This is a genomic window from Sphingomonas sp. GW821-FHT12D09 (genome assembly GCF_058807215.1).
In genome coordinates, this window is the sequence record NZ_JBXAQL010000001.1 from 395,055 (window position 1) to 413,763 (window position 18,709).

An 18,709-nucleotide genomic window follows, 5' to 3' on the forward strand; every position below is an offset into this window, starting at 1 on the left:
CTAGGGGAGCCTCCTGAACCACCCGCGCCAATCACCGTTCCATTTTTCCGCCGGAACCAGCACGGCCGACAGGGGTTCTTTCGCTATCGAAACCAACCACTTGGAGAGGTCAGATGGGTAAGGGCATTTTGTTGTGGCTGCTGGGCATTCCGATTCCGATCATCCTGCTGCTTCTGATCTTCTGGCATTGATCCGAAATCACGCCGCCTGGGGGTTGCCCAGGCCGGCGTCGTTCGCGCCGTCTCCGAGGATCATGGCGCGTATTTCCCATGCATCGGCGACATAGCGGTGATCGGGCTTGCCCAGGCAGGCCCCGTCCACCGCGCTCGGCAGGCGGGCGAGCAGCGGCACGATCTGCGCCGCTTCGCCTTCCAGCCGGTCGCGGATGCGGTTGAGAAGCCAGCGGCACGACCGGGCATAGGTTTCCCAATGCACTTCGCTGGGGATGCCCTGCCAGCGCGCGACATGCTCGCGGAAGTCGGCGACCAGCGCCGCTGTTTCGGCGCTTGCATGGCTCGCGACGCCTGCGGCATCGCCGCTGGCACCGTCCATCAGCGGACCATAGACCTGGCCCTCCATCTTGGCGAAATGGAGCAACAGGTCACGCGTGAACAGCCAGCGCCGGAACGCCAGCCCATCGTCATTGGCCGGCCGCGGACCCGAGATCAGCGTCTCGAGCGTATCGGCATTGGCAAGAATGTGGCCGTGCTGCCTGAGCACGCGTTCCACGGGCATTTCGCGACTCCTCATATGCCCCGATTTGACGCCATTATGCCTGCGTTGCCGTGAAACCGCGGCTCCGGAGCTACCCCCATCGGGAAAGCTACGGAGGTCCCCGCCGCAAATCGCGGCGGGGTGCCCCATATCAGCGGCAGCGAACCGAATCGCGGTCCGCGGCATTGCCGAGCGCGCCGCCGGCGACGGCACCGAGCACCGTGCCTAGCGTCTTCGAACGGCCGCCGGCGATGATGTTGCCGAACAGGCCGCCCGCCGCGGCACCGACAATCAGGCCGGTCGTGCCGTCCGAGCGCTTGCAATAATATTTGCCGTCCTGGCCGCGATAGACGCGGTCGTCCTGGCTCAGCACCCGATCCTGATAGCCCGGGGGCGGCGCGCGATAGTCACGCGACGGATCGTAATAGTCTTCATCTCGCGAATCATACCCCGAATAGCCGCCGCGCGGCGGGGGCGGGGGCGGAGGGCCAACCGGGCGCGACTTGTAAGCGCGGTAGCGCTCGAGCGCCTGCTGGAACTGGTCATATTCGCGCTCGAACCGCTGCTGGGCGACATCGAAGCGCGCCTCTTCGTCGGATGCGCCGCCATAGACCGGCGCGCGCTGCGCCGAGGCCGGGGCAGCCACCGCAATGGTTGCTGCAGCGGCTGCAGCGGCGAGGGTTATCAGATGCTTCATCATGGTCTCTCCTTCCCAAAGGCATACGGCCAGGGACCCCGAAACGTTCCGGAAACGTGCGTGAAGCCGTGCTGAACGGACGGCACCAGCGCGCCGAACCCGCAACGATGCGTGGCGAAGCGAGGCCGGCCAAAGCCAAAAATGTTGAATCCCTTGACTCTCCACACGCGTGCGGGGGACGGAAGCCAAAAGTCTCGACACCTATGCGCGAGGCGCCGCGCAACCTGCCTCGCGCTGGATCGTTGGCCGAGAAATCGACACGAGAACCCGGCAGCTGCGTGGTCGAGAAAGGGAGAGGTCCGGTGCATCGACCATTCTATTTCAGACGGAATCCTACATTGAAAGCCAAAGCCTTGCTGCGGCGCAGCATAATTTGCCATAAGGCGCGATGCTCTTGAATCACGAAACCGATCCGAACCCTGCTCCCGCCGCGACCACGCCGATGGTCCTGGAAGGGATCGTGCGCCAGAAATGCCTGTCGGCCACCTATAACCGGGTGGCGATGATCCTCGCGCCGCACATCCTTTACACCAAGCACGGCGCCCTCCACGTCGATGCGGTGGTCGTCTCCAAGGACGGCCTGCCGCCGCGCGAGGAGAAGGTCGGCACGTTCAAGCTGGACGGGCTCAAGGACCTGGCCGTGCTTGAGCGGACGTTCGAGCCGAGCAAGCTGTTCGATCCGAGCCTCGAAAAATACCAGGGCGAAACGCTGATGGCGGTGGCCTGACCCCATCGGATTGTGCTCAAACCACAGCCATGATCTTCATGCAGTTCCTCAAGTCGCTCGACGACCTGCTCTACGAGATCATCACCTGGCTTGTCTTCTACCCGGTGACCCTGTGGCGCACGATCCGGCGGCCCTTCGCGATGATGGCCTATGCCGATAGCGAATTGCAGGACGCGCCCGAGCAGCAATATCCGGACGTACTCAGCCCGCCGATCTTCCTGCTGCTCACGCTGTTGCTGAGCCACGCGATCGAGCTGGCGGTGGTGGGGCAAAGCGAGATCGTCACGAACAAGCGGGGCCTGGCCGCGCTGGTGAGCGACGATACCAGCCTGCTCCTGATGCGGTTGATCTTCTTCGCGGTCTTCCCGCTGATCATGGCGGTTGCGTTGCTGCACCGACAGAAGCAGCCGCTGACCCGCGACAGCCTGAAGCAGCCCTTCTACTCGCAATGCTATCCCACCGGCGTGTTCGCGCTGGTGCTGGGCGTCGGCTCGCTCGCCACCCAGATGCATGCGGGGCCCGGCGTGACCATCGCTGGACTGGCGATCACGATCGGGGCCTTTCTTTGGTACGGCGGACTGCAGAGCCTGTGGTTCGCGCGCATGCTGGGCGTATCGCGATTGCACGGCTTCGGCATCGCCACGCTGGCGATGATCGCCTGCGTGGTTGCCTTTGTGCTGCTCGCGTCGCTGATCGCCTAGAACCCGCCGCCGCCGCGCCAGTCGCCTGCCTGGCAGCGGCCGGTGAAGTTGGTCGCGGCGCGGATGCGGATCGTGCCGGTGCGGCGATCGATCTCGAACTTCGGCTTGTTCAGCCCGTTCATCCGATACTCGCCGGTAATGCGATCGGGCGTGACCACCAGGTTCTGGATGTCCCACCAGCCATTGTCCCCGCCCGAATGGATTGGCGAGACCAGCTTGCCGTCGGGCCGGATGCGGCCGCGGCCATGCCAGATCTCGATCTGCAGGTCCGAGGCGAAGCCCTCACGGCCCAGCGTGGTGCCATATTGCGGCTCGAAGCGATGGCTGCGCGAATTATAGACATAGCCCGACTGGTATTGCGTAGCGAGCGTGCTGCCGCCGCCGAAGCAGATCAGCGTGATCGAGGAGCCGTAGCGATCGCCGGAGCCCGGCCCGTCGCCATAGCCGGGGCCACCCGGACGCCCTGGGGGCGGGCCGTAATCGGGGCGCGACGGTGCCGGGCCGTAATCCGGACGCGGCGCGCCGCTGCTCTGGTTGCAATTCGCCTCGGGCACGCGCTGGATCGTCGAATAGCGGCCCTCGCTGGTGGCGACCTGGATGCACTGGCGCTGGCGATCGCTCCACCACAACGACCATTTGGTGTCGCGCACGGTGTTGACCGTGACGAAGGCATAACCACGCGCCTGGAGCTGCGTCTCGCCGCCGGCCGCACGGGCGCCGACCAGATCGGCGACGTCGGACGGCACTGACTGGGCGAAGGCGGGGCCGGAAAGGACCGCGGAAGCAAGCAGGGTCATGGACAGCGTCAGGCGCATGTTCGGGTCCTTCGAAATTGTTTAGGATACGTCGCTATCACAGGGGAACGCGCGGTACGACGAGCGTTTCCCCGGCCGTCTCGTCACTGGCTTCACAAAACCTAAAGGGTCCCGGACGTACCAACCGTGTGGGATTGATACGGGCGGGATTGGAATGACCGGCAGGAGCGGGGCGGCAGCCAGGATGGGCGGCGTGAGCGTGCCATTTGTACGCAGGAACGGGGCCGACCCGGCGGCGGCCGAGCATCTGCGCCTCTTCCGCAATTATGAAGCGATGGACCTGGGCTGGTTCTGGGCGACCGATACCGAGGGCCAGATCACCTATATCAGCGAAGGCGCGGCGCGTTCGCTCGGCCAAGAGCCCGACGCGTTAATCGGCCGCGACCTGATCTCGCTGTTCCGCAACGCCAATGACGAGGCCGATGCCGAACGCCGGCGCACCATGCCCTTCCAGATGGCACGCCAGGCGCGGTTCGACGCGGTCCCATTGATGGTGGATATGGTGGGCGAAGAGCGCTGGTGGGCGTTGTCCGGCCAGCCGACGCGCGATGCCCGTGGCAATTTCAGCGGCTTTCTGGGCCACGGCGTCGACGTCACCAGGGAACAGCAGGCCACGCATGAGAGCAACCGGCTCGCCATGTACGATCCGCTCACCGGGCTGCCCAACCGCCGCCGGATGAGCAATCTGCTCGACAGCACGATCGCCGCCTTTCGCAGCCAGGAGCGCGCCTGCGCACTGATGCTGATCGACCTCGACCGCTTCAAGGCGATCAACGACAGCCTGGGCCATCCGGTGGGCGACGCGCTGCTCAAGCAAGTCGCCGAGCGGCTCTCGACCATCGTCGGCAATGTCGAGCAGATCGCCCGGATGGGCGGCGACGAGTTCCAGGTGATCCTGCCCGATGCGCACAACCGCGTCGGCCTCTCCGATCTCGCCAACCGGATCATCGAATCGCTTTCGCATCCCTATACGATCAACGGCAGCCGCTGCCTGATCGGCGCCTCGATCGGCATCGCGGTGAGCCCCTATGACGGCGCGACCAGCGACGAGCTGGTGCGCAACGCCGACCTGGCGCTCTATGCCGCCAAGGGCGCGGGCAGGGGCCGGGCGCGCTTCTTCTCCTCCGACCTGCTCCAGGCCGCCGAGGATCGCCGCGCGCTCGAGCACGACCTGCTCGATGCGCTGGCCAAGGGCGAGATGGCGGTCCACTACCAGCCAATCGTCGGCGCAAAGAGCGAAGAGGTCACCGGTTTCGAGGCGCTTCTGCGCTGGAACCACCCCAAGCGCGGGCGGATCTCGCCATCGATCTTCATTCCGATCGCCGAGGATGCGAACCTGATCCCGCAGCTCGGCGAATGGACGCTGCGCCAGGCCTGTGCCGATGCGGCGAGCTGGCCGGGTGAGCTGCGCATCGCAGTCAACGTCTCGCCGATCCAGTTCGCCAGCGACGCGCTGCCCGCCATCGTGATGAGCGCGCTGGCCACTTCCGGCCTAAAGCCCGAGCGGCTGGAGCTGGAGATCACCGAGAGCGTGTTCCTGGGCGACACGGTGGAGACCGATGCGCGCTTCGCCGCATTGAAGCGGCTGGGCGTGCGGCTGGCGCTGGACGATTTCGGCACCGGCTATTCCTCGCTGGGCTATCTGCGCACTGCGCCGTTCGACAAGATCAAGATCGACCAGAGCTTCGTCCGCGGCACCACCGAAGAGGGCGCCCGCAACCAGGCGATCATCGCCGCGATCGTTGCGCTCGCCAATGCACTGGGCATGGAGACCACGGCCGAGGGCATCGAGAGCTTCGACCAGCTCGAGACGATGCGCCGGCTCAACGTCAGCCATATCCAGGGCTTCCTCTACAGCCGCGCCGTGGCCAATGGCGAGCTGACCGGCAATTTCCAGGGCGGCAAATGGGTGATCCAGCCCCAGGGGCCCGCCCGCCAGCGCCACATCCGCCACACCACCTTCCGCAAGGTCGGGGTGATCCACGACAACCATTATTACTCGGCCGTGCTCAAGAACGTCTCGGCTTCCGGCGCGCTGATCGACGGGATCGTCGATGTGCCGGAGGGCACGCAGTTCGTCGTGGACCTGGGCGAGGGGCAGATGGCCGTCGCCATCGTCCGCCGCGCGATGAACCACCAGCAGGGCATCGAGTTCGAGCAGCCGCTGGTCGAGGACGCGCAAGGCGTGCTCACCACCCGCCACCGCGTCTCGCCGCGGGTGCTGACCGAGGCGGGGCTGCAGCACCAGGGCAACAACCTGGTTGCCAAGACCGCCGAGGGCGCGTTGGCGATGCCGGCTTTCCACACGATCACCGAATGGAACGGGATCGAAGTCTAGCCTCCCTTCTCGAGCTTCGCGAGCGCCTCCGCGCCATTGCTGTTGCCCGGATTGAGTTCGAGCGAGCGCTTGTACTCCCGGATCGCGCCGGCCGTGTCGCCGGTGGCGGCGAGCGCCTCGGCCAGGCTGTCATGCGCATTCCAGCTGTCCGGATTCTGCGCGGCGTTCCAGGCGAACAGGCCGCGGGCGGCCAGCGGCGCGGCCTTTAGCTTGCGATAGCCCCAGGCGTTCACATAATCCTCGTTCAGGTTGAGCTCTGGGAAGCGCGCCCTGGTCGCCGCGATCGTGCCGGGGACATCGGCATAGCCGCTCGCCTCGAGTGCCGCTTCCAGCGCCTTCAGCCCCTTGGGCGGGCCGAACAATGCCTCGTGAATCGCATCGGCGAGCGCCTGGCCGGTATTCTGCGCCCCCGCGCTGTTGGCCAGGACGACGACGCCGTAGCGCTGGGCCGGATAGAAGTCGCAATAGCTGGAGAAGCCGAGCGTGCCGCCCGAATGGCGCAGATAGGCCTGGCTGTCGGCGGTCTTGCCGATCACCCAGTGGAAGCCGATCTCGCTGGTCTGGGGCGAGCCGAACAGCGGCTGGTGGGTGAGGGCGATGGCGGGATCGCTGGCGGCGATCTGGGCCGCGAGGTACCTCGCCATGTCCGTGGCCGAATAATGCAGGCCACCCGCCGCGCGGATCACCGGCATGTCGAGGAGCGGCGCGGGCACGCCGTTCGACGAATGGCCGGTGGCGAACAGCCCGGCCGGCACCGAGCCGCCACCGGCGCGCATGCCGAACGGCTTCTCGATGAAGCGAGCGAGCAGCGCGTCATAGGGCTGGCCATAGAGCCGCTCGACCAGCACGCCCTGAAGCTGCGAGGCGGTATTGGAATGGCGCGGCAGATGGCCGGGGACGTCGACCAGCTGCGCGCGCTTGAGGTCGGCGAGGAAGGTCGGCGTGTCATAGGCGGCGAGCAGCTTCGCCACCGCCGCGGCGAGCTCGCTTATCGGCAGCTTGCCCATGGTCGCCATCCAGTCGGGGATGTTGTCGGGCAGGGCCGAGGTGGTGGTGACCAGGTCGCGCAATGTGATCGCGCGGCCGTCCTTGGCGAGATTGTCATAGCCCGGCGGCAAATGCTTGCGGACATCGTCGGCGAGGCTGGCGCGGCCCTCGCGGATGGCATGGGCGAGGATCAGCGAGGTGAAGGTCTTGGAGATCGAGCCGATCTCGAAGACGCTGTGCTCGGTCGTGGGGGCGTTGCCCGTGCGCGAGAGCATGCCGGCATTGTAGAAGCGCGTCTTGCCGTCCTGGATCACCGCGACCGAGAGGCCCGGCGCCTTGCCGCTCGCCACGAAATCCTCGACCAGCGCCTGGACCGGATCCGCCGCCGCTGCGGCGCGAGCGATGCCGGGCAGGAGCGCGACGCCGGCGGTGGCGGGCATCAGCGCGAGGAGCTGGCGGCGGTTCAGGCTCAAGACGGTCGTGGCAAGCTGCATGGAGAGTTTCCCTTCGCGAACGAGGCTACATTTGTAGCGCTGGGCGCGTCAAGGGTGTTTTGGTTTTGCAATACACATCGTGGTGCGAGGCGGCCTTAGGTTGACACAGTTCCCGCGAACGCATCGCATCTCGCAACATTCTTGCGCAGCTGCGAGGGGACGGGCGGGTCTCCATTGAGCGCCGCCATGGCGAGGCGCCAGTCGATGCGGTGGCGCGTGCCGACCTGCTTGCCCTTGTAGAAGCGCGGCGTGGTGACGCCGCGGGTGGCGCGCTCCAGTGCCCGGTCGAAGGCGTCGCAATAGCCGATGCTGAGCGCGAAATCCCAGGCAGAGGCGAAGCTTTCGGCACCGGGGCGTTCACGCAGCTTGTAGGCGGACTGCCGCGTCTTGCCGACTGCACGGCAGGCGTGGCGCACCGATCCCATCGCAGCGAGCGCGGTGATGAAGTCGCGCTGCCGCCGCTCGGTCCAGCCATTATGGTGGACGCGGGCAAGCGGGACGGGGGTGAAGTCGAGCGAGCTCGGGCCGTCGTCTTCGGGCGGATTGGGGGTGGAAGAGTCGTCCATCTACGAGTGTAGAACAGACGATTTCCTACATTTAAAGCGAAATCAGATCCGCTTCACCGGCACGCCGAGTTCGAGTGCGGCATCGGCCACGCGCTGGTCGAGCGTGACGAGGCTGTGTCCGCCCTTCAAGCGCGATCGCCAGATGCAGCGCGTCGCCGGCGCGAAGGCCAAGGCTTTGCTGGCTCGCGAAACGGGCCGCCGCGTCGAAATGATCCGGAAGCACCGCCAGCGTCGGGAAGTTGCCGCTATGCATCGCTTGCCAGGCACTGGCGGCGGCCGCACGCAACTCAGGCGTCAGCGCGCCGGTGCGAACCTTGAGCGACAACGCACTCGCAACTTCCGTATGGCTCCACTCGCTGACGAAAACCGTTCCCGGCTCCACAGTCTCGAACCAGCCGAGCACCGCTGGCGAATGCGGTTCCGCGACAAGAGCAGCGACCACCGCCGACGTGTCGAGATAACAGCTCAATAGCGCGCGTCGTCGCGCATACGGCGGACGAATTCCCCGGCGGATTCCTGTTGAATGGGCATTTGCGCGTGCAACTTGCGCAGCGCTTCTACGTCAACTGGCTTCCACTCGCGCTCGACCTCGGCGGGCACGAGCCGCGCAGCGGGCTTGCCGTGCCGGACGATCTCGATGCTCTCGCCCGCCTCGACCCGATCGACGATCTCACTGAGGCGCGCCTTGGCGTCGGCCAGGTTGATGCGTTCCATGGCGGTGGAGGGCTCCTGACTAGGTTCGTGACTATATAAGGATATCGCGAGCCATACAGAGATTAGAATACTTTGCGTCGAAACGGAGTTCTGCGCCTCGTAGTTTCAACGGCGCGCTGCGTCGAATTCCTCACGAGACGCCGGCGGCAAGCCAGCCGGTGAATAGATCCACATCGCGACTAGCTTCCACGAGCTGCCGCGTAAGATTTTCTCGCTGTTCACGTAGCTCCGTCTTACTTGCCCCGACTGGGAGCTCAAAACTAATGGGACCCCTTCTATGCCGCATATCGAAAAGGCAAATCAGTTTCCTTCGAACCGGCGATTGCAGTGTTCGAAACGGTAATAACCCTATCGGGTGTCAGGGATTTCTTCGCATAGCCTAGCTCGATTGACACATTCGGGTTCGGCAAATGCTTCCCACCGTCGCTCACGGCTATCGGCGTGACATCCGCAACAAAAACAGCAGCCGCATCGATCTTTGCCAAGATAGTGGCCACGATCTCCGGAGAGCCAGCAACGCCGCGTGTATCGTGATCGATCTCCGGTCGATCGGCTTCCTCAAATTGAGCCGCCAATTCAGCAATGGCCGCTACCATTGCTTCCCGAATAATAGACCGCGTCTCCCTTGCACTCAGATCGCTCTACCATGAATAAAATACCGCCTGAGCCATCGCTCACCCCACCGTAACAAAACTATCCATAACCCGCTTCCGCCCGGCCTGCTCGAAGTCGATCTCGAGCTTGTTGCCTTCGATCTCGGCGATCGTGCCGTAGCCGAACTTCTGGTGGAACACGCGCAGCCCGAGCGACAGGTCGTCGCGGGGCTTGGCGCCGAAGCTTACTGCGCTCGCGCGGCTCTCCACCACGCGGGCGGGTTCGCGGGTGAAGGTCCTGGACGTAAACCCGCCGCCGGGGTTCTTCATGTCGACGCCCGCGGCGCGCTGCCAGCCCGGGCCTCGGCCGGTGCCTCTGCCCACGTCCGCGAAGGGGTCGCTGCGTTCGCTCCAGTTGGCCTGCCACAGGCTCGCGCCGCCGGTCATCGTGCTTTCGCTCTCGATATGCGCCTCGGGCAGCTCGGCGACGAAGCGGCTCGGGATGGACGAGTTCCACTGGCCGTAGATGCGGCGATTGGCGGCGTGGAGGATGATCGCCTTCCGCCGGGCGCGGGTGATCGCGACATAGGCCAGGCGGCGTTCCTCCTCCAATGACGCGAGGCCGCCTTCGTCGAGGGCGCGCTGCGAGGGGAAGATGCCTTCCTCCCAGCCGGCGAGGAACACGGTGTCGAACTCCAGGCCCTTGGCGGCGTGGATCGTCATGATCGTGACCTTGGCCTCGTCGGCGTTGTTCTCATTGTCCATGACGAGCGAAACGTGCTCGAGGAAGGCGCCTAGGTTCTCATATTCCTCCATCGCGCGGACGAGCTCATTGAGGTTCTCGAGGCGGCCGGCGGCCTCGGCAGTGCGATCGGCCTGCCACATCGCGGTGTAGCCGCTCTCGTCGAGGATGATGCGGGCGAGGTCGGGGTGCTGGAGGTCGTTGCCCATGCTGCGCCAGCGCGCCATGTCGCCGACGAGGTTGCCGAGCGCACGGCGGGCCTGGGGCGTCAGCTCGTCGGTGTCGAGGATGCGCGCGGCGGCAGTGGTGAGCGGCACGCCTTGGGCGCGGGCGAGCTGGTGGACCTTGGCGAGGGCCTTGTCGCCCAGGCCGCGCTTGGGGGTGTTGACGATACGCTCGAAGGCGAGGTCGTCCGCCGGCTGGGCGACGACGCGGAGATAGGCGAGGGCGTCCCGGATCTCGGCGCGCTCGTAGAAGCGGAAGCCGCCGACGATGCGGTAGTTGAGGCCGATCGCGATGAAGCGGTCTTCGAACTCGCGGGTCTGGTGCTGGGCGCGGACGAGGATCGCCATGTCGTCGAGGCTCTTGCCGCCGCGCTGGGCACCCTCGATCTCCTCGCCGACGCGGCGGGCTTCCTCGGGGCCGTCCCAGACGCCGAGCACCTTGACCTTCTCGCCCTGGTCCTTGTCGGTCCACAGCGTCTTGCCGAGGCGGCCGCTATTATTGGCGATCACGCCAGAGGCGGCGGCGAGGATGTGCGGCGTCGAACGGTAATTCTGCTCGAGCTTGATCACCTTGGCGCCGGGAAAATCCTTCTCGAACTTGAGGATGTTCTCCACCAGCGCGCCGCGCCACGAATAGATCGACTGGTCGTCGTCGCCGACGCAGCAGATGTTCTTGCGCTCCTGGGCGAGCAGGCGCAGCCAGAGATACTGGACGGCGTTGGTGTCCTGATACTCGTCGACCAGGATGTAGCGGAAGCGCTGCTGGTAGAGCTCGAGCACGTCGCGGTGGGTCTTGAGGATCACCAGCATGTGGAGGAGCAGGTCGCCGAAATCGCAGGCGTTGAGCGTCTTCAGCCGCTCCTGGTAGAGATGGTAGAGCGCGGCGCCGCGGCCGTTCGCATAGCGCTCGGACTCGCCGGCACCGACTTCCGCGGGCGTGAGGCCCTTGTTCTTCCACTCGTCGATCAGCCCGGCGAGCTGGCGGGCGGGCCAGCGCTTTTCGTCGAGGTCCGCGGCTACGATGAGCTGCTTGATCAGGCGCATCTGGTCGTCGGTGTCGAGGATGGTGAAGTTGCTCTGCAGGCCGACCAGCTCGGCGTGGCGGCGCAGCATCTTGGCGCCGATCGCGTGGAAGGTGCCGAGCCAGGGCATGCCCTCCACCGCATCGCCGACGAGGCGGCCGACGCGCTCCTTCATCTCGCGCGCCGCCTTGTTGGTGAAGGTGACGGCGAGGATCTCCGACGGGTAGGCGCGGCGGGTCCAGAGGAGATGGGCGAGGCGGGCGGTGAGCGCGGCGGTCTTGCCCGTGCCGGCGCCGGCCAGGACGAGCACCGGGCCGTCCACGGTGAGCACGGCTTCGCGCTGGGGCGGGTTGAGGCCGCTCAGATAGGGAGCGTTGGCGTCGGTCTCTACGGGCAGGGTCATGCGTGAACAGGTAGGGAACGCGGACGGGCGAGGCAAGCCGCACCGTATCGGATGCTTCAGCCTGCCGATGCGACAGAAGAGTCATGATAGGTTTGACCATGGGGAAGGCGACTCGAAGATATTCGCGAGCGCCGGCATGTCGTGGGGGCGGCTATGAACGGTAAAACCAACGGCATCCTGGATATCCGCAGCTTCATCTTCGAGCGGGAGCTCGCGGAGATCTATCTTCTGCTTGACCATCTCTCGGCAAGCCAGAGCAAGACCATTCCGGACTTCATCGATGACGAGCCGCTGTTCGGCACCGTCGAAGAGCAGAAGAAGTACAGCTGGATCCAGCGGATCTGCGAGGTCGCCTGGCCGCCCAAGCTCGATGGCGCCGCGCCCCTCAAGGCGGATGCGCCGGGGCAGGGGGCGCCCGCCGACCCGGCCGCGCCGCTCACCAATGCGGGCGTGGGCAAGCAGGCCGCGATGCTGATCCGCGCCAAGGACGTGCTCAACAACAAGGCCTATCCGGCGACCGGCAGGACCGTCGCCTTCACCGTTATGGTCGCCGGCGAAGCGGCGGGCGAGCGGGGCGAAGGGAGCGGCGGATTGCTCAGCCTGTTGCGCGGCACGCACAAGGCAAGCGCGGAAGACACGGCGGAGACGGAGGCGCAGGACAGCGGCTATCAGGCGGCGCCATCGCGGGCCACGCTGGCAACGCGCGCCTTTCCCGATCTTGCCCCGCGCGCAGACAGGGCGCGCTTCCATGTGCGGGCGCTGGTCGTCTTCCTGGGCATCTGGATGCTGGTGACGTGCCTGCTCTCCTGGGATGTTGCGACCGGCTCGTCGCTGCTCAATCGCTACAACAGCCTCGAGACGGAGATCGCGCAGCTGAAGAAGCAGACGGACCAGCAATCCACGGTCCTGCCGCCGCCTGCTCCGTTGGCATCGCCGACCGGAACACCGGCACCCGCGACTCCATCGAGGGCGTCGGCTGCCCTGGCATCGCCATCGCCATCGCCATCGGTCTCGCCATCGGCGTCGGCGTCTCCTTCGCCGGTGGCTTCTCCGTCGCCCTCCCCAAGTTCGACCGGGACATCGGCCACGCCGCCGGCACCCATAACGATTCCACACCCCGGCTCGGCGGAAGAGCGGGCGACCAAGTCGCAGCTCGCCAAGGCGATCGACCAGGAAGACGCGGCCGAGATCAACCTGCGCAAATGGCTCGATTCGGGTTCCTGGCTGCGCAAGGGGCTCATCATCCTAATGGGGGGCGGGAACTGGGACCTGCCCAGGCCCAGGATCGATCCCAAGTCCAAGGATCCCGCCGACGCCGCCGCACTTGCCGAGGCAAAGGCGCAGGTGGAAGAGGCACGGCGCACCAACCTCCATGTCGAATGGGCGGCAGTCGCGCTCGGCGTGCTCACTTCGACGATCCTGCCGATCTTCTACGGCGTACTGGGCGCCGGCGCGGCGATCGTGCGCATCCTCTCGGCGAGGATGCGCGACAGCATCCTGTCGCCGCGCGACGTCATGCTTTCCTATATGCGGCTGGTGCTGGGCGCAGTGATCGGCGCCTGTATCGGCCTGTTCGTCACGCCCAATGGCAGCGCGAAGGTCGAGCCCGGACTGGTGGCAAGCGCGCAGCTATCCGCGTCGGCGCTCTGCTTCATCGCCGGATTCGGCGTCGAAGGCGTCTTCCAGGCTTTCGAATCGATCATCCAGCGCGTGTTCAACCTGGAGCCCGGACGAAGCCCCACGCCTGGCTCGTCGCCAACGCATCCGCAGCCCCCGGCGCGTAGTTGATCATAGCCCCTAGTCATGGAAACATTTCAGCAATAACCTGCCTATGCCGGGGGATTCGGCGATAAAAAGATTGCCTGTGGGGGGCTGGGGGCATGGGGATGTTGAAGCGAGCGGTCGCGGCCGGGGTTTCGGTTGGGACGCTGGTTGCCGCGGGTTCGGCGCACGCCCAGATCGTGGCGGCGGCGGAAACCGCCTATCTGGTGGTGCGGCCGGAAGTTCGCGTGAAGACAGACGAACATGTCGAGGGGCTCTGGTTGCGCACCACCGCGACGGTGCGCGGCCGTAGCGAGCAATGGCGCCAGGACGAGACCAGCGCCGGCTATGGCTTCTCGTTGCAGAAGGAAGTGATCGGACACACCTGGCTGGGGCTGAGCGGCTATACCCAGGCGCCGCGCTTCGACGCGGATCGCGGCGTGATCCGCGACACGCGCCACTATGCCGGGGCGCGGCTGAGCTTCGAGGCCTCTAGCCATGTCGAGATGGGCTTCGCCTGGCTGCGGCGGCTGCGCGGACGCGGCTTCATGAGCACGCCGGGCAGCAATCGCGGGATCAAGCCGGGCCCCAAGGCCTATATGCAGGTCCACTTCTAAAAAGGCCCGCTTCCCGTCTCGGCCGCGTTTCCCGGCGCTTCCTCCGCACGGAGGAGGCGTTTCTTTTGCGTACCGATCGGCGGAACTGCGCGCGTTGTAACGCTGCTGTCACACGCCTGTCACACCCTCCGGCCAGAGGCGCGATCATCATGGCATCACTCGCTCTGGACCAAGCCCCGCCGGTTGATCAACCGGAAGCGGGACCCCGATTCGACTACAAGACCCATCCGCTGGCCAAGCTGCTGTTCGCAGCGATCCTGGTAGGCGGACTGGCTTTTGCAGGGTGGAGCGTGCTGACCGACACGCGCGGCGTGGGGGAGGAGCTGGCCACCGGCGTATTCCTCTTCCTCGGGCTGGCGCTGCTGATCGCGCTCGGCTTCGAGTTCGTGAACGGCTTCCACGATACCGCCAACGCCGTCGCCACGGTGATCTACACCAATTCGATGCCGGCACATTTCGCCGTGATCTGGTCGGGCTTCTGGAATTTCCTGGGCGTGATGGTGTCGAGCGGGGCGGTCGCCTATTCGATCATCACGCTGCTGCCGGTGGACCTGATCCTCAATGTCGGCTCCTCGGCCGGCTTCGCGATGATCTTCGCGTTGCTGCTGGCGGCAGTGCTGTGGAACCTCGGCACCTGGTATGTCGGCCTCCCCAACAGCTCGTCGCACACGCTGATCGGTTCGGTGCTGGGCGTCGGCTTTGCAAACCAGCTGATCTCGGCCGGATCGCGCGGCGGCACTGCCGGCGTCGACTGGAGCCAGGCGCAGAAGGTGCTGACGGGCCTGTGGATGGCGCCGCTGATCGGCTTCGTCGCCGCGGTGGCGCTGCTGCTCGTGATGCGCGCCGTGCTGCGCAACCCCAAGCTCTACACGTCGCCGATGCCGCACACCGCGCCGCCGATCGGCATCCGCAGCGCGCTGATCTTCACCTGCACCGCGGTCTCGTTCGGCCATGGCTCGAACGACGGCCAGAAGGGCATGGGGCTGATCATGCTGATTCTGATCGGCTGCGCACCGACCGCCTATGCGCTCAACCGCACGCTGCCGGCGAGCGCCACCCCGGCCTATGTGCAGACCGCCAACATCGCCGAGGCCGCGTTCGGCGCGCGCAGCGGCGGCCTGCCCGACATGGCGCCGGCACAGGCGCGCACCGTGCTGACCACCGCGCTCCAGCAGCGCAAGGGCGACAGCCCGCAAGTGTTCGCCGCGCTCGAGGGCCTGTCGAAGGACCTCACCGCCCGCGTCCAGAGCTTCGGCTCGCTGAGCAAGGTGCCAGCGGAAGCCACGGGCAATGTCCGCAACGACATGTACCTTGTGATGGACAGCACCAAGCTCGTCACCAAGGCGCCCGACGGCTACCAGCCCGCAGAGCTCAAGGCGCTCAAGGATTATCAGGGCAATCTGGAAGCCGGCACCCGCTTCATCCCGCTCTGGGTGAAGATCGTGGTGGCGCTGGCGCTCGGCCTCGGCACGATGATCGGCTGGAAGCGGATCGTCGTCACCGTGGGCGAGAAGATCGGCAAGCAGCATATGACCTATGCGATGGGCGCCTCGGCCGAGCTGGTCGCGGCGGGCACGATCCTGGCGGCCGATCGCTTCGGCCTGCCGGTATCGACCACGCACATCCTCTCCTCCGGCGTGGCCGGCGCTTCGGTGGCGAGCGGCGCGGGGCTGCAGGCGCGCACGGTGCGCAACCTGGCACTGGCCTGGCTGCTGACCCTGCCGGCGGCGATGCTGCTTTCGGGCGGGCTGTACTGGGTGATGCTGAACGCGGTGAAGGTGTTCGGGCTGTAAGGCTCGACGCCCTACCCGTCATCCCCGCGAAGGCGGGGATCCAGAGTTACCAAGGACGTCGCTCTGTTATCCTGGATCCCCGCCTTCGCCGGGATGACGGAATTGGGAGCGGGGCGCCTTACTTCCGCGCGAACTTCTGCACGCGCTGGCCGGCGATATCGACGACATAGAGATTGCCGGCACGGTCCGCGGCAATGTCGTGGGCGATCCAGAACTGGCCGTCCTGGTTGCCCATCCGGCCGAAATGCTCGGTGACGCGGCCATCGAGACCCGCGATCGTCACGCCGTCATGATCGGGCACCTTGTCCGGGTTCGAGCCGCCGTCGAGGATCGCGATATGCCCACCGGGGAGTAGCGCCAGGCCGAAGGGGCGACCGATCGTGGCAGACTTCCATTCGGTGATGTAATGGCCCCTGGTGTCGAAGACCTGGACGCGGTCGTTGGCCCGATCGGCGACATAGACGCGGCCCTTCGCATCGACCGCCAGCGCATGCGGGATGTTGAACTGGCCAGGACCGGTGCCGCGCGTTCCCCATTGGAACAGCAGATGCCCGTCGGCGGCGAACCCGGCGATGCGTGAATTGCCGTATCCGTCTGCGACATAGAAGCTGCCATCGGCGAGCGGGGCGACATCGGTGGGGCGGTCGAAATGGCTGGCATCGGCACCGGCCACGCCACGCTCACCCAAGGTGCGGAGCAGCGTGCCGTCGGGGCTGAACTCGAACACTTGATTCGAGCCGGTATCGGTGATCCAGACATGGTCGCCCGGACCCACGCTGATCCCGTGCGGTACGACGAACAGCCCGGCGCCCCATTCGCGCAGCAGCTTGCCGGTGCGACTGTCAAACACTTCGACCACCGGCTCATTCACCAGGGTAAGCGCCTTTGCGTCGGTGCCGCGATTGCCGCGGTGGAGGACCAGGACTTCGCCCCTGGAGGTCACCGCGACGCCGGAGCAGGGCCCCAGGACGCGGTTGTCGGGGAGAACCGGCCAGCCATGGACGACGGTGTAATGCGGGGTGGTGGCGAGTAGGAGCGGGGCGAGGGCCGTGAGCTTGGTGATGTACATATGCCCTCCTGTTTCGGAGAGCGTACCGAACTCGCCTCTATCCGTCATCCCGGCGAAAGCCGGGACCCAGAGTCAAAAGCGATAGGGTAGAGAAACCCTGGGCCCCGGCTTTCGCCGGGGTGACGGTAATGGACCGGTAACGGCAGGTTTGGCTGCTGTATTGGACGTCAGACCTTCCGAACGCCTTCCTTGAGCAACTGCGTCGCCAGTTCTATGCTGAACTTGAAGCCCTGCTCGTCGGCGCGCAGATCGGCCTTGAAATGGTCGATCGGGTTCCAGAACGCCACGACCAGACCCGCGAGCACCGCGAACAGCACGGCGAAAGCCGTCCGCCTGCCTGCCGATTCGCGCATCGCCCGTCTCCCTGGATGGCCTGTGAAGGCGCCTCGGTACGGAGCCGAAACTGTCGCCGCGATGAACGGGCTTCCCCTTTGCGGCGGATCGATCCAAGGAGAAGCCGAAAAGGGGAGAGGCATGACCAAAGCCGCCGCATCGCACCGTCGCATCCTGTTCGCGAGCCTCGTCGGCACGTCGGTCGAATTCTATGATTTCTACATCTACGCGACCGCGGCGGCGCTGGTCTTCCCCGACCTGTTCTTTCCGGCGAGCGAGCCGTGGATCCGCCAGCTCGCCAGCTATGCTAGCTTCTCCGTCGCCTTTTTCGCGCGGCCGCTGGGCGGCGTGTTGTTCGGCCATTTCGGCGACAAGCTGGGGCGCAAGTCCACGCTCGTCGCCTCGCTGATGCTGATGGGCATCTCGACCGTGCTGATCGGCTTCCTGCCCGGGTACATAATGATCGGCATCACCGCGCCGATCCTGCTGTGCCTGCTGCGCTTCGGCCAGGGGCTGGGGCTGGGTGGCGAATGGGGCGGTGCGAGCCTGCTCGCGGTGGAGAATGCGCCGCCGGGCTGGGCCAACCGCTATGGCAGCTTCCCGCCGATGGGCGCGCCGGTCGGCTTCATCTTCGCCAACGGCTTCTTCCTGGTGCTCGGCGCAGTGATGGACGAGGCGACCTTCCGCGAATGGGGCTGGCGTCTGCCGTTCATCCTCAGCTCGGTGCTGGTGTTCCTCGGCCTTTGGGTGCGCCTGAAGATCAGTGAGACGCCCGAGTTCGTCGAAGCGACCGAGAAGGAAGCGCCCCCCGCGGTGCCGATCGGCGAGCTGTTCCGCACCAGCGCGCTCGCCACCTTCGCCGGCACGGTCGGTACGATCGCCTGCTTCGCCTTGTTCTACATCTCCACCGTGTTCATCATCGGCTACGGCACCAAGACGCTCGGCTATGACCGCGAGACGTTCCTCGGCGTCGAGCTGATCGCGATCCTGTTCATGGCGGCGGGCATCGTCACCGCCGGGATCAGCGCCGACAAGCGCAGCGCCAATAGCGTGCTGATCCTGGGCTGCATCTTCACCGTGCCGATGGGCATGACGATGACGCTGCTGCTCGGGCCGGGATCGCTGGTGAGCGTCGCGGTGTGGCTGGCCTTTGCGCTGTTCGTGATGGGCTTCGTCTACGGGCCGCTGGGCGGCTGGCTGCCCAGCCTGTTCCCCGCGCGGGTGCGCTATACCGGGGTGTCGGTGACCTTCAACCTGGGTGGTATCCTGGGCGGCGGGCTCACCCCGCTGATCGCCGAGGCGCTGGTCAAGCAGGGCGGGCTGATCTGGGTGGGCTATTATCTGGCCGGCGCGGGGCTGCTCAGCCTGGTCGGGCTGATATTGGTGCGGCGCAAATAAG

Annotated in this window: 18 protein-coding genes and 1 pseudogene; 7 read left to right on the forward strand and 12 right to left on the reverse strand. The window is 66.0% G+C overall.

Annotation, left to right across the window (positions count from 1 at the left end):
• Positions 1–198 precede the first annotated feature (198 nt).
• The gene (locus AC1RPL_RS01910) at positions 199–735 is read right to left on the reverse strand and encodes a hypothetical protein (protein WP_493067563.1); all 537 of its coding nucleotides are present in this window, start codon (positions 733–735) and stop codon (positions 199–201) included.
• A 130-nt stretch (positions 736–865) separates the two neighbouring features.
• Complete coding sequence (locus AC1RPL_RS01915; protein ID WP_493067564.1) at positions 866–1,411, reverse strand: glycine zipper 2TM domain-containing protein; 546 nt, start codon at positions 1,409–1,411, stop codon at positions 866–868.
• Positions 1,412–1,799: 388 nt separating this feature from the next.
• Between AC1RPL_RS01915 and AC1RPL_RS01920 the strand changes: the two genes are divergently transcribed.
• Positions 1,800–2,138, forward strand: coding sequence for a hypothetical protein (locus tag AC1RPL_RS01920; protein ID WP_493067565.1), 339 nt, complete (start codon positions 1,800–1,802; stop codon positions 2,136–2,138).
• 29 nt (positions 2,139–2,167) lie between these two features.
• Positions 2,168–2,839, forward strand: a complete 672-nt coding sequence (locus tag AC1RPL_RS01925) for a hypothetical protein (RefSeq protein WP_493067566.1) — start codon at positions 2,168–2,170, stop codon at positions 2,837–2,839.
• Here AC1RPL_RS01925 and AC1RPL_RS01930 read toward each other — a convergent pair.
• Positions 2,836–3,636 carry a hypothetical protein gene (locus AC1RPL_RS01930; protein WP_493067567.1) on the reverse strand — a complete coding sequence of 267 codons (801 nt, stop codon included), beginning with the start codon at positions 3,634–3,636 and terminating at the stop codon, positions 2,836–2,838. The genes AC1RPL_RS01925 and AC1RPL_RS01930 overlap by 4 nt on opposite strands.
• 202 nt (positions 3,637–3,838) lie before the next feature.
• Here AC1RPL_RS01930 and AC1RPL_RS01935 point away from each other — a divergent pair, with 202 nt between their 5' ends.
• On the forward strand, positions 3,839–5,992 hold the full coding sequence (locus AC1RPL_RS01935) for a putative bifunctional diguanylate cyclase/phosphodiesterase (protein WP_493069065.1): 2,154 nt from the start codon (positions 3,839–3,841) through the stop codon (positions 5,990–5,992).
• Here the strand turns inward: AC1RPL_RS01935 and AC1RPL_RS01940 are convergent.
• The 7 genes and pseudogenes from AC1RPL_RS01940 to AC1RPL_RS01970 all read right to left on the reverse strand — a co-directional run bounded on the left by AC1RPL_RS01940 (position 5,989) and on the right by AC1RPL_RS01970 (position 11,737).
• Positions 5,989–7,473 carry a serine hydrolase domain-containing protein gene (locus AC1RPL_RS01940; RefSeq protein WP_493067568.1) on the reverse strand — a complete coding sequence of 495 codons (1,485 nt, stop codon included), beginning with the start codon at positions 7,471–7,473 and terminating at the stop codon, positions 5,989–5,991. The two genes, AC1RPL_RS01935 and AC1RPL_RS01940, sit on opposite strands and share 4 nt — an antisense overlap.
• Before the next feature lie 95 nt (positions 7,474–7,568).
• Positions 7,569–8,039, reverse strand: coding sequence for a hypothetical protein (locus AC1RPL_RS01945; protein ID WP_493067569.1), 471 nt, complete (start codon positions 8,037–8,039; stop codon positions 7,569–7,571).
• Positions 8,040–8,081: 42 nt separating this feature from the next.
• Positions 8,082–8,210 carry a hypothetical protein gene (locus AC1RPL_RS01950; RefSeq protein WP_493069114.1) on the reverse strand — a complete coding sequence of 43 codons (129 nt, stop codon included), beginning with the start codon at positions 8,208–8,210 and terminating at the stop codon, positions 8,082–8,084.
• Between the two features lie 13 nt (positions 8,211–8,223).
• Positions 8,224–8,481 (reverse strand): annotated as a pseudogene (locus AC1RPL_RS01955) (PIN domain-containing protein); the annotation flags it as partial.
• A gap of 23 nt (positions 8,482–8,504) precedes the next feature.
• A complete protein-coding gene (locus AC1RPL_RS01960) occupies positions 8,505–8,753 on the reverse strand; it encodes a type II toxin-antitoxin system Phd/YefM family antitoxin (protein WP_493067570.1) in 249 nt (82 codons plus the stop codon).
• Between the two features lie 275 nt (positions 8,754–9,028).
• The gene (locus AC1RPL_RS01965; protein WP_493067571.1) at positions 9,029–9,349 is read right to left on the reverse strand and encodes a hypothetical protein; all 321 of its coding nucleotides are present in this window, start codon (positions 9,347–9,349) and stop codon (positions 9,029–9,031) included.
• Positions 9,350–9,427: 78 nt separating this feature from the next.
• The gene (locus tag AC1RPL_RS01970) at positions 9,428–11,737 is read right to left on the reverse strand and encodes an ATP-dependent helicase (RefSeq protein WP_493067572.1); all 2,310 of its coding nucleotides are present in this window, start codon (positions 11,735–11,737) and stop codon (positions 9,428–9,430) included.
• 153 nt (positions 11,738–11,890) lie between these two features.
• On the opposite strand from AC1RPL_RS01970, the gene AC1RPL_RS01975 reads away from it, so the two are divergent.
• The 3 genes from AC1RPL_RS01975 (at position 11,891) to AC1RPL_RS01985 (ending at position 15,908) form a co-directional block, all read left to right on the forward strand.
• Positions 11,891–13,525, forward strand: a complete 1,635-nt coding sequence (locus AC1RPL_RS01975; protein WP_493067573.1) for a hypothetical protein — start codon at positions 11,891–11,893, stop codon at positions 13,523–13,525.
• A 98-nt stretch (positions 13,526–13,623) separates the two neighbouring features.
• Complete coding sequence (locus AC1RPL_RS01980) at positions 13,624–14,115, forward strand: hypothetical protein (RefSeq protein ID WP_493067574.1); 492 nt, start codon at positions 13,624–13,626, stop codon at positions 14,113–14,115.
• 149 nt (positions 14,116–14,264) lie between these two features.
• Positions 14,265–15,908, forward strand: coding sequence for an inorganic phosphate transporter (locus tag AC1RPL_RS01985; RefSeq protein ID WP_493067575.1), 1,644 nt, complete (start codon positions 14,265–14,267; stop codon positions 15,906–15,908).
• A 118-nt stretch (positions 15,909–16,026) separates the two neighbouring features.
• On the opposite strand, the gene AC1RPL_RS01990 is transcribed toward AC1RPL_RS01985, so the two are convergent.
• Positions 16,027–16,977: a peptidyl-alpha-hydroxyglycine alpha-amidating lyase family protein gene (locus AC1RPL_RS01990; RefSeq protein ID WP_493067576.1), complete on the reverse strand. Its 951-nt coding sequence runs from the start codon at positions 16,975–16,977 to the stop codon at positions 16,027–16,029.
• Between the two features lie 167 nt (positions 16,978–17,144).
• Positions 17,145–17,330 carry a hypothetical protein gene (locus AC1RPL_RS01995; RefSeq protein WP_493067577.1) on the reverse strand — a complete coding sequence of 62 codons (186 nt, stop codon included), beginning with the start codon at positions 17,328–17,330 and terminating at the stop codon, positions 17,145–17,147.
• A 121-nt stretch (positions 17,331–17,451) separates the two neighbouring features.
• Between AC1RPL_RS01995 and AC1RPL_RS02000 the strand changes: the two genes are divergently transcribed.
• On the forward strand, positions 17,452–18,708 hold the full coding sequence (locus tag AC1RPL_RS02000; protein ID WP_493067578.1) for an MFS transporter: 1,257 nt from the start codon (positions 17,452–17,454) through the stop codon (positions 18,706–18,708).
• The last annotated feature ends 1 nt before the right edge of the window (position 18,709 follow it).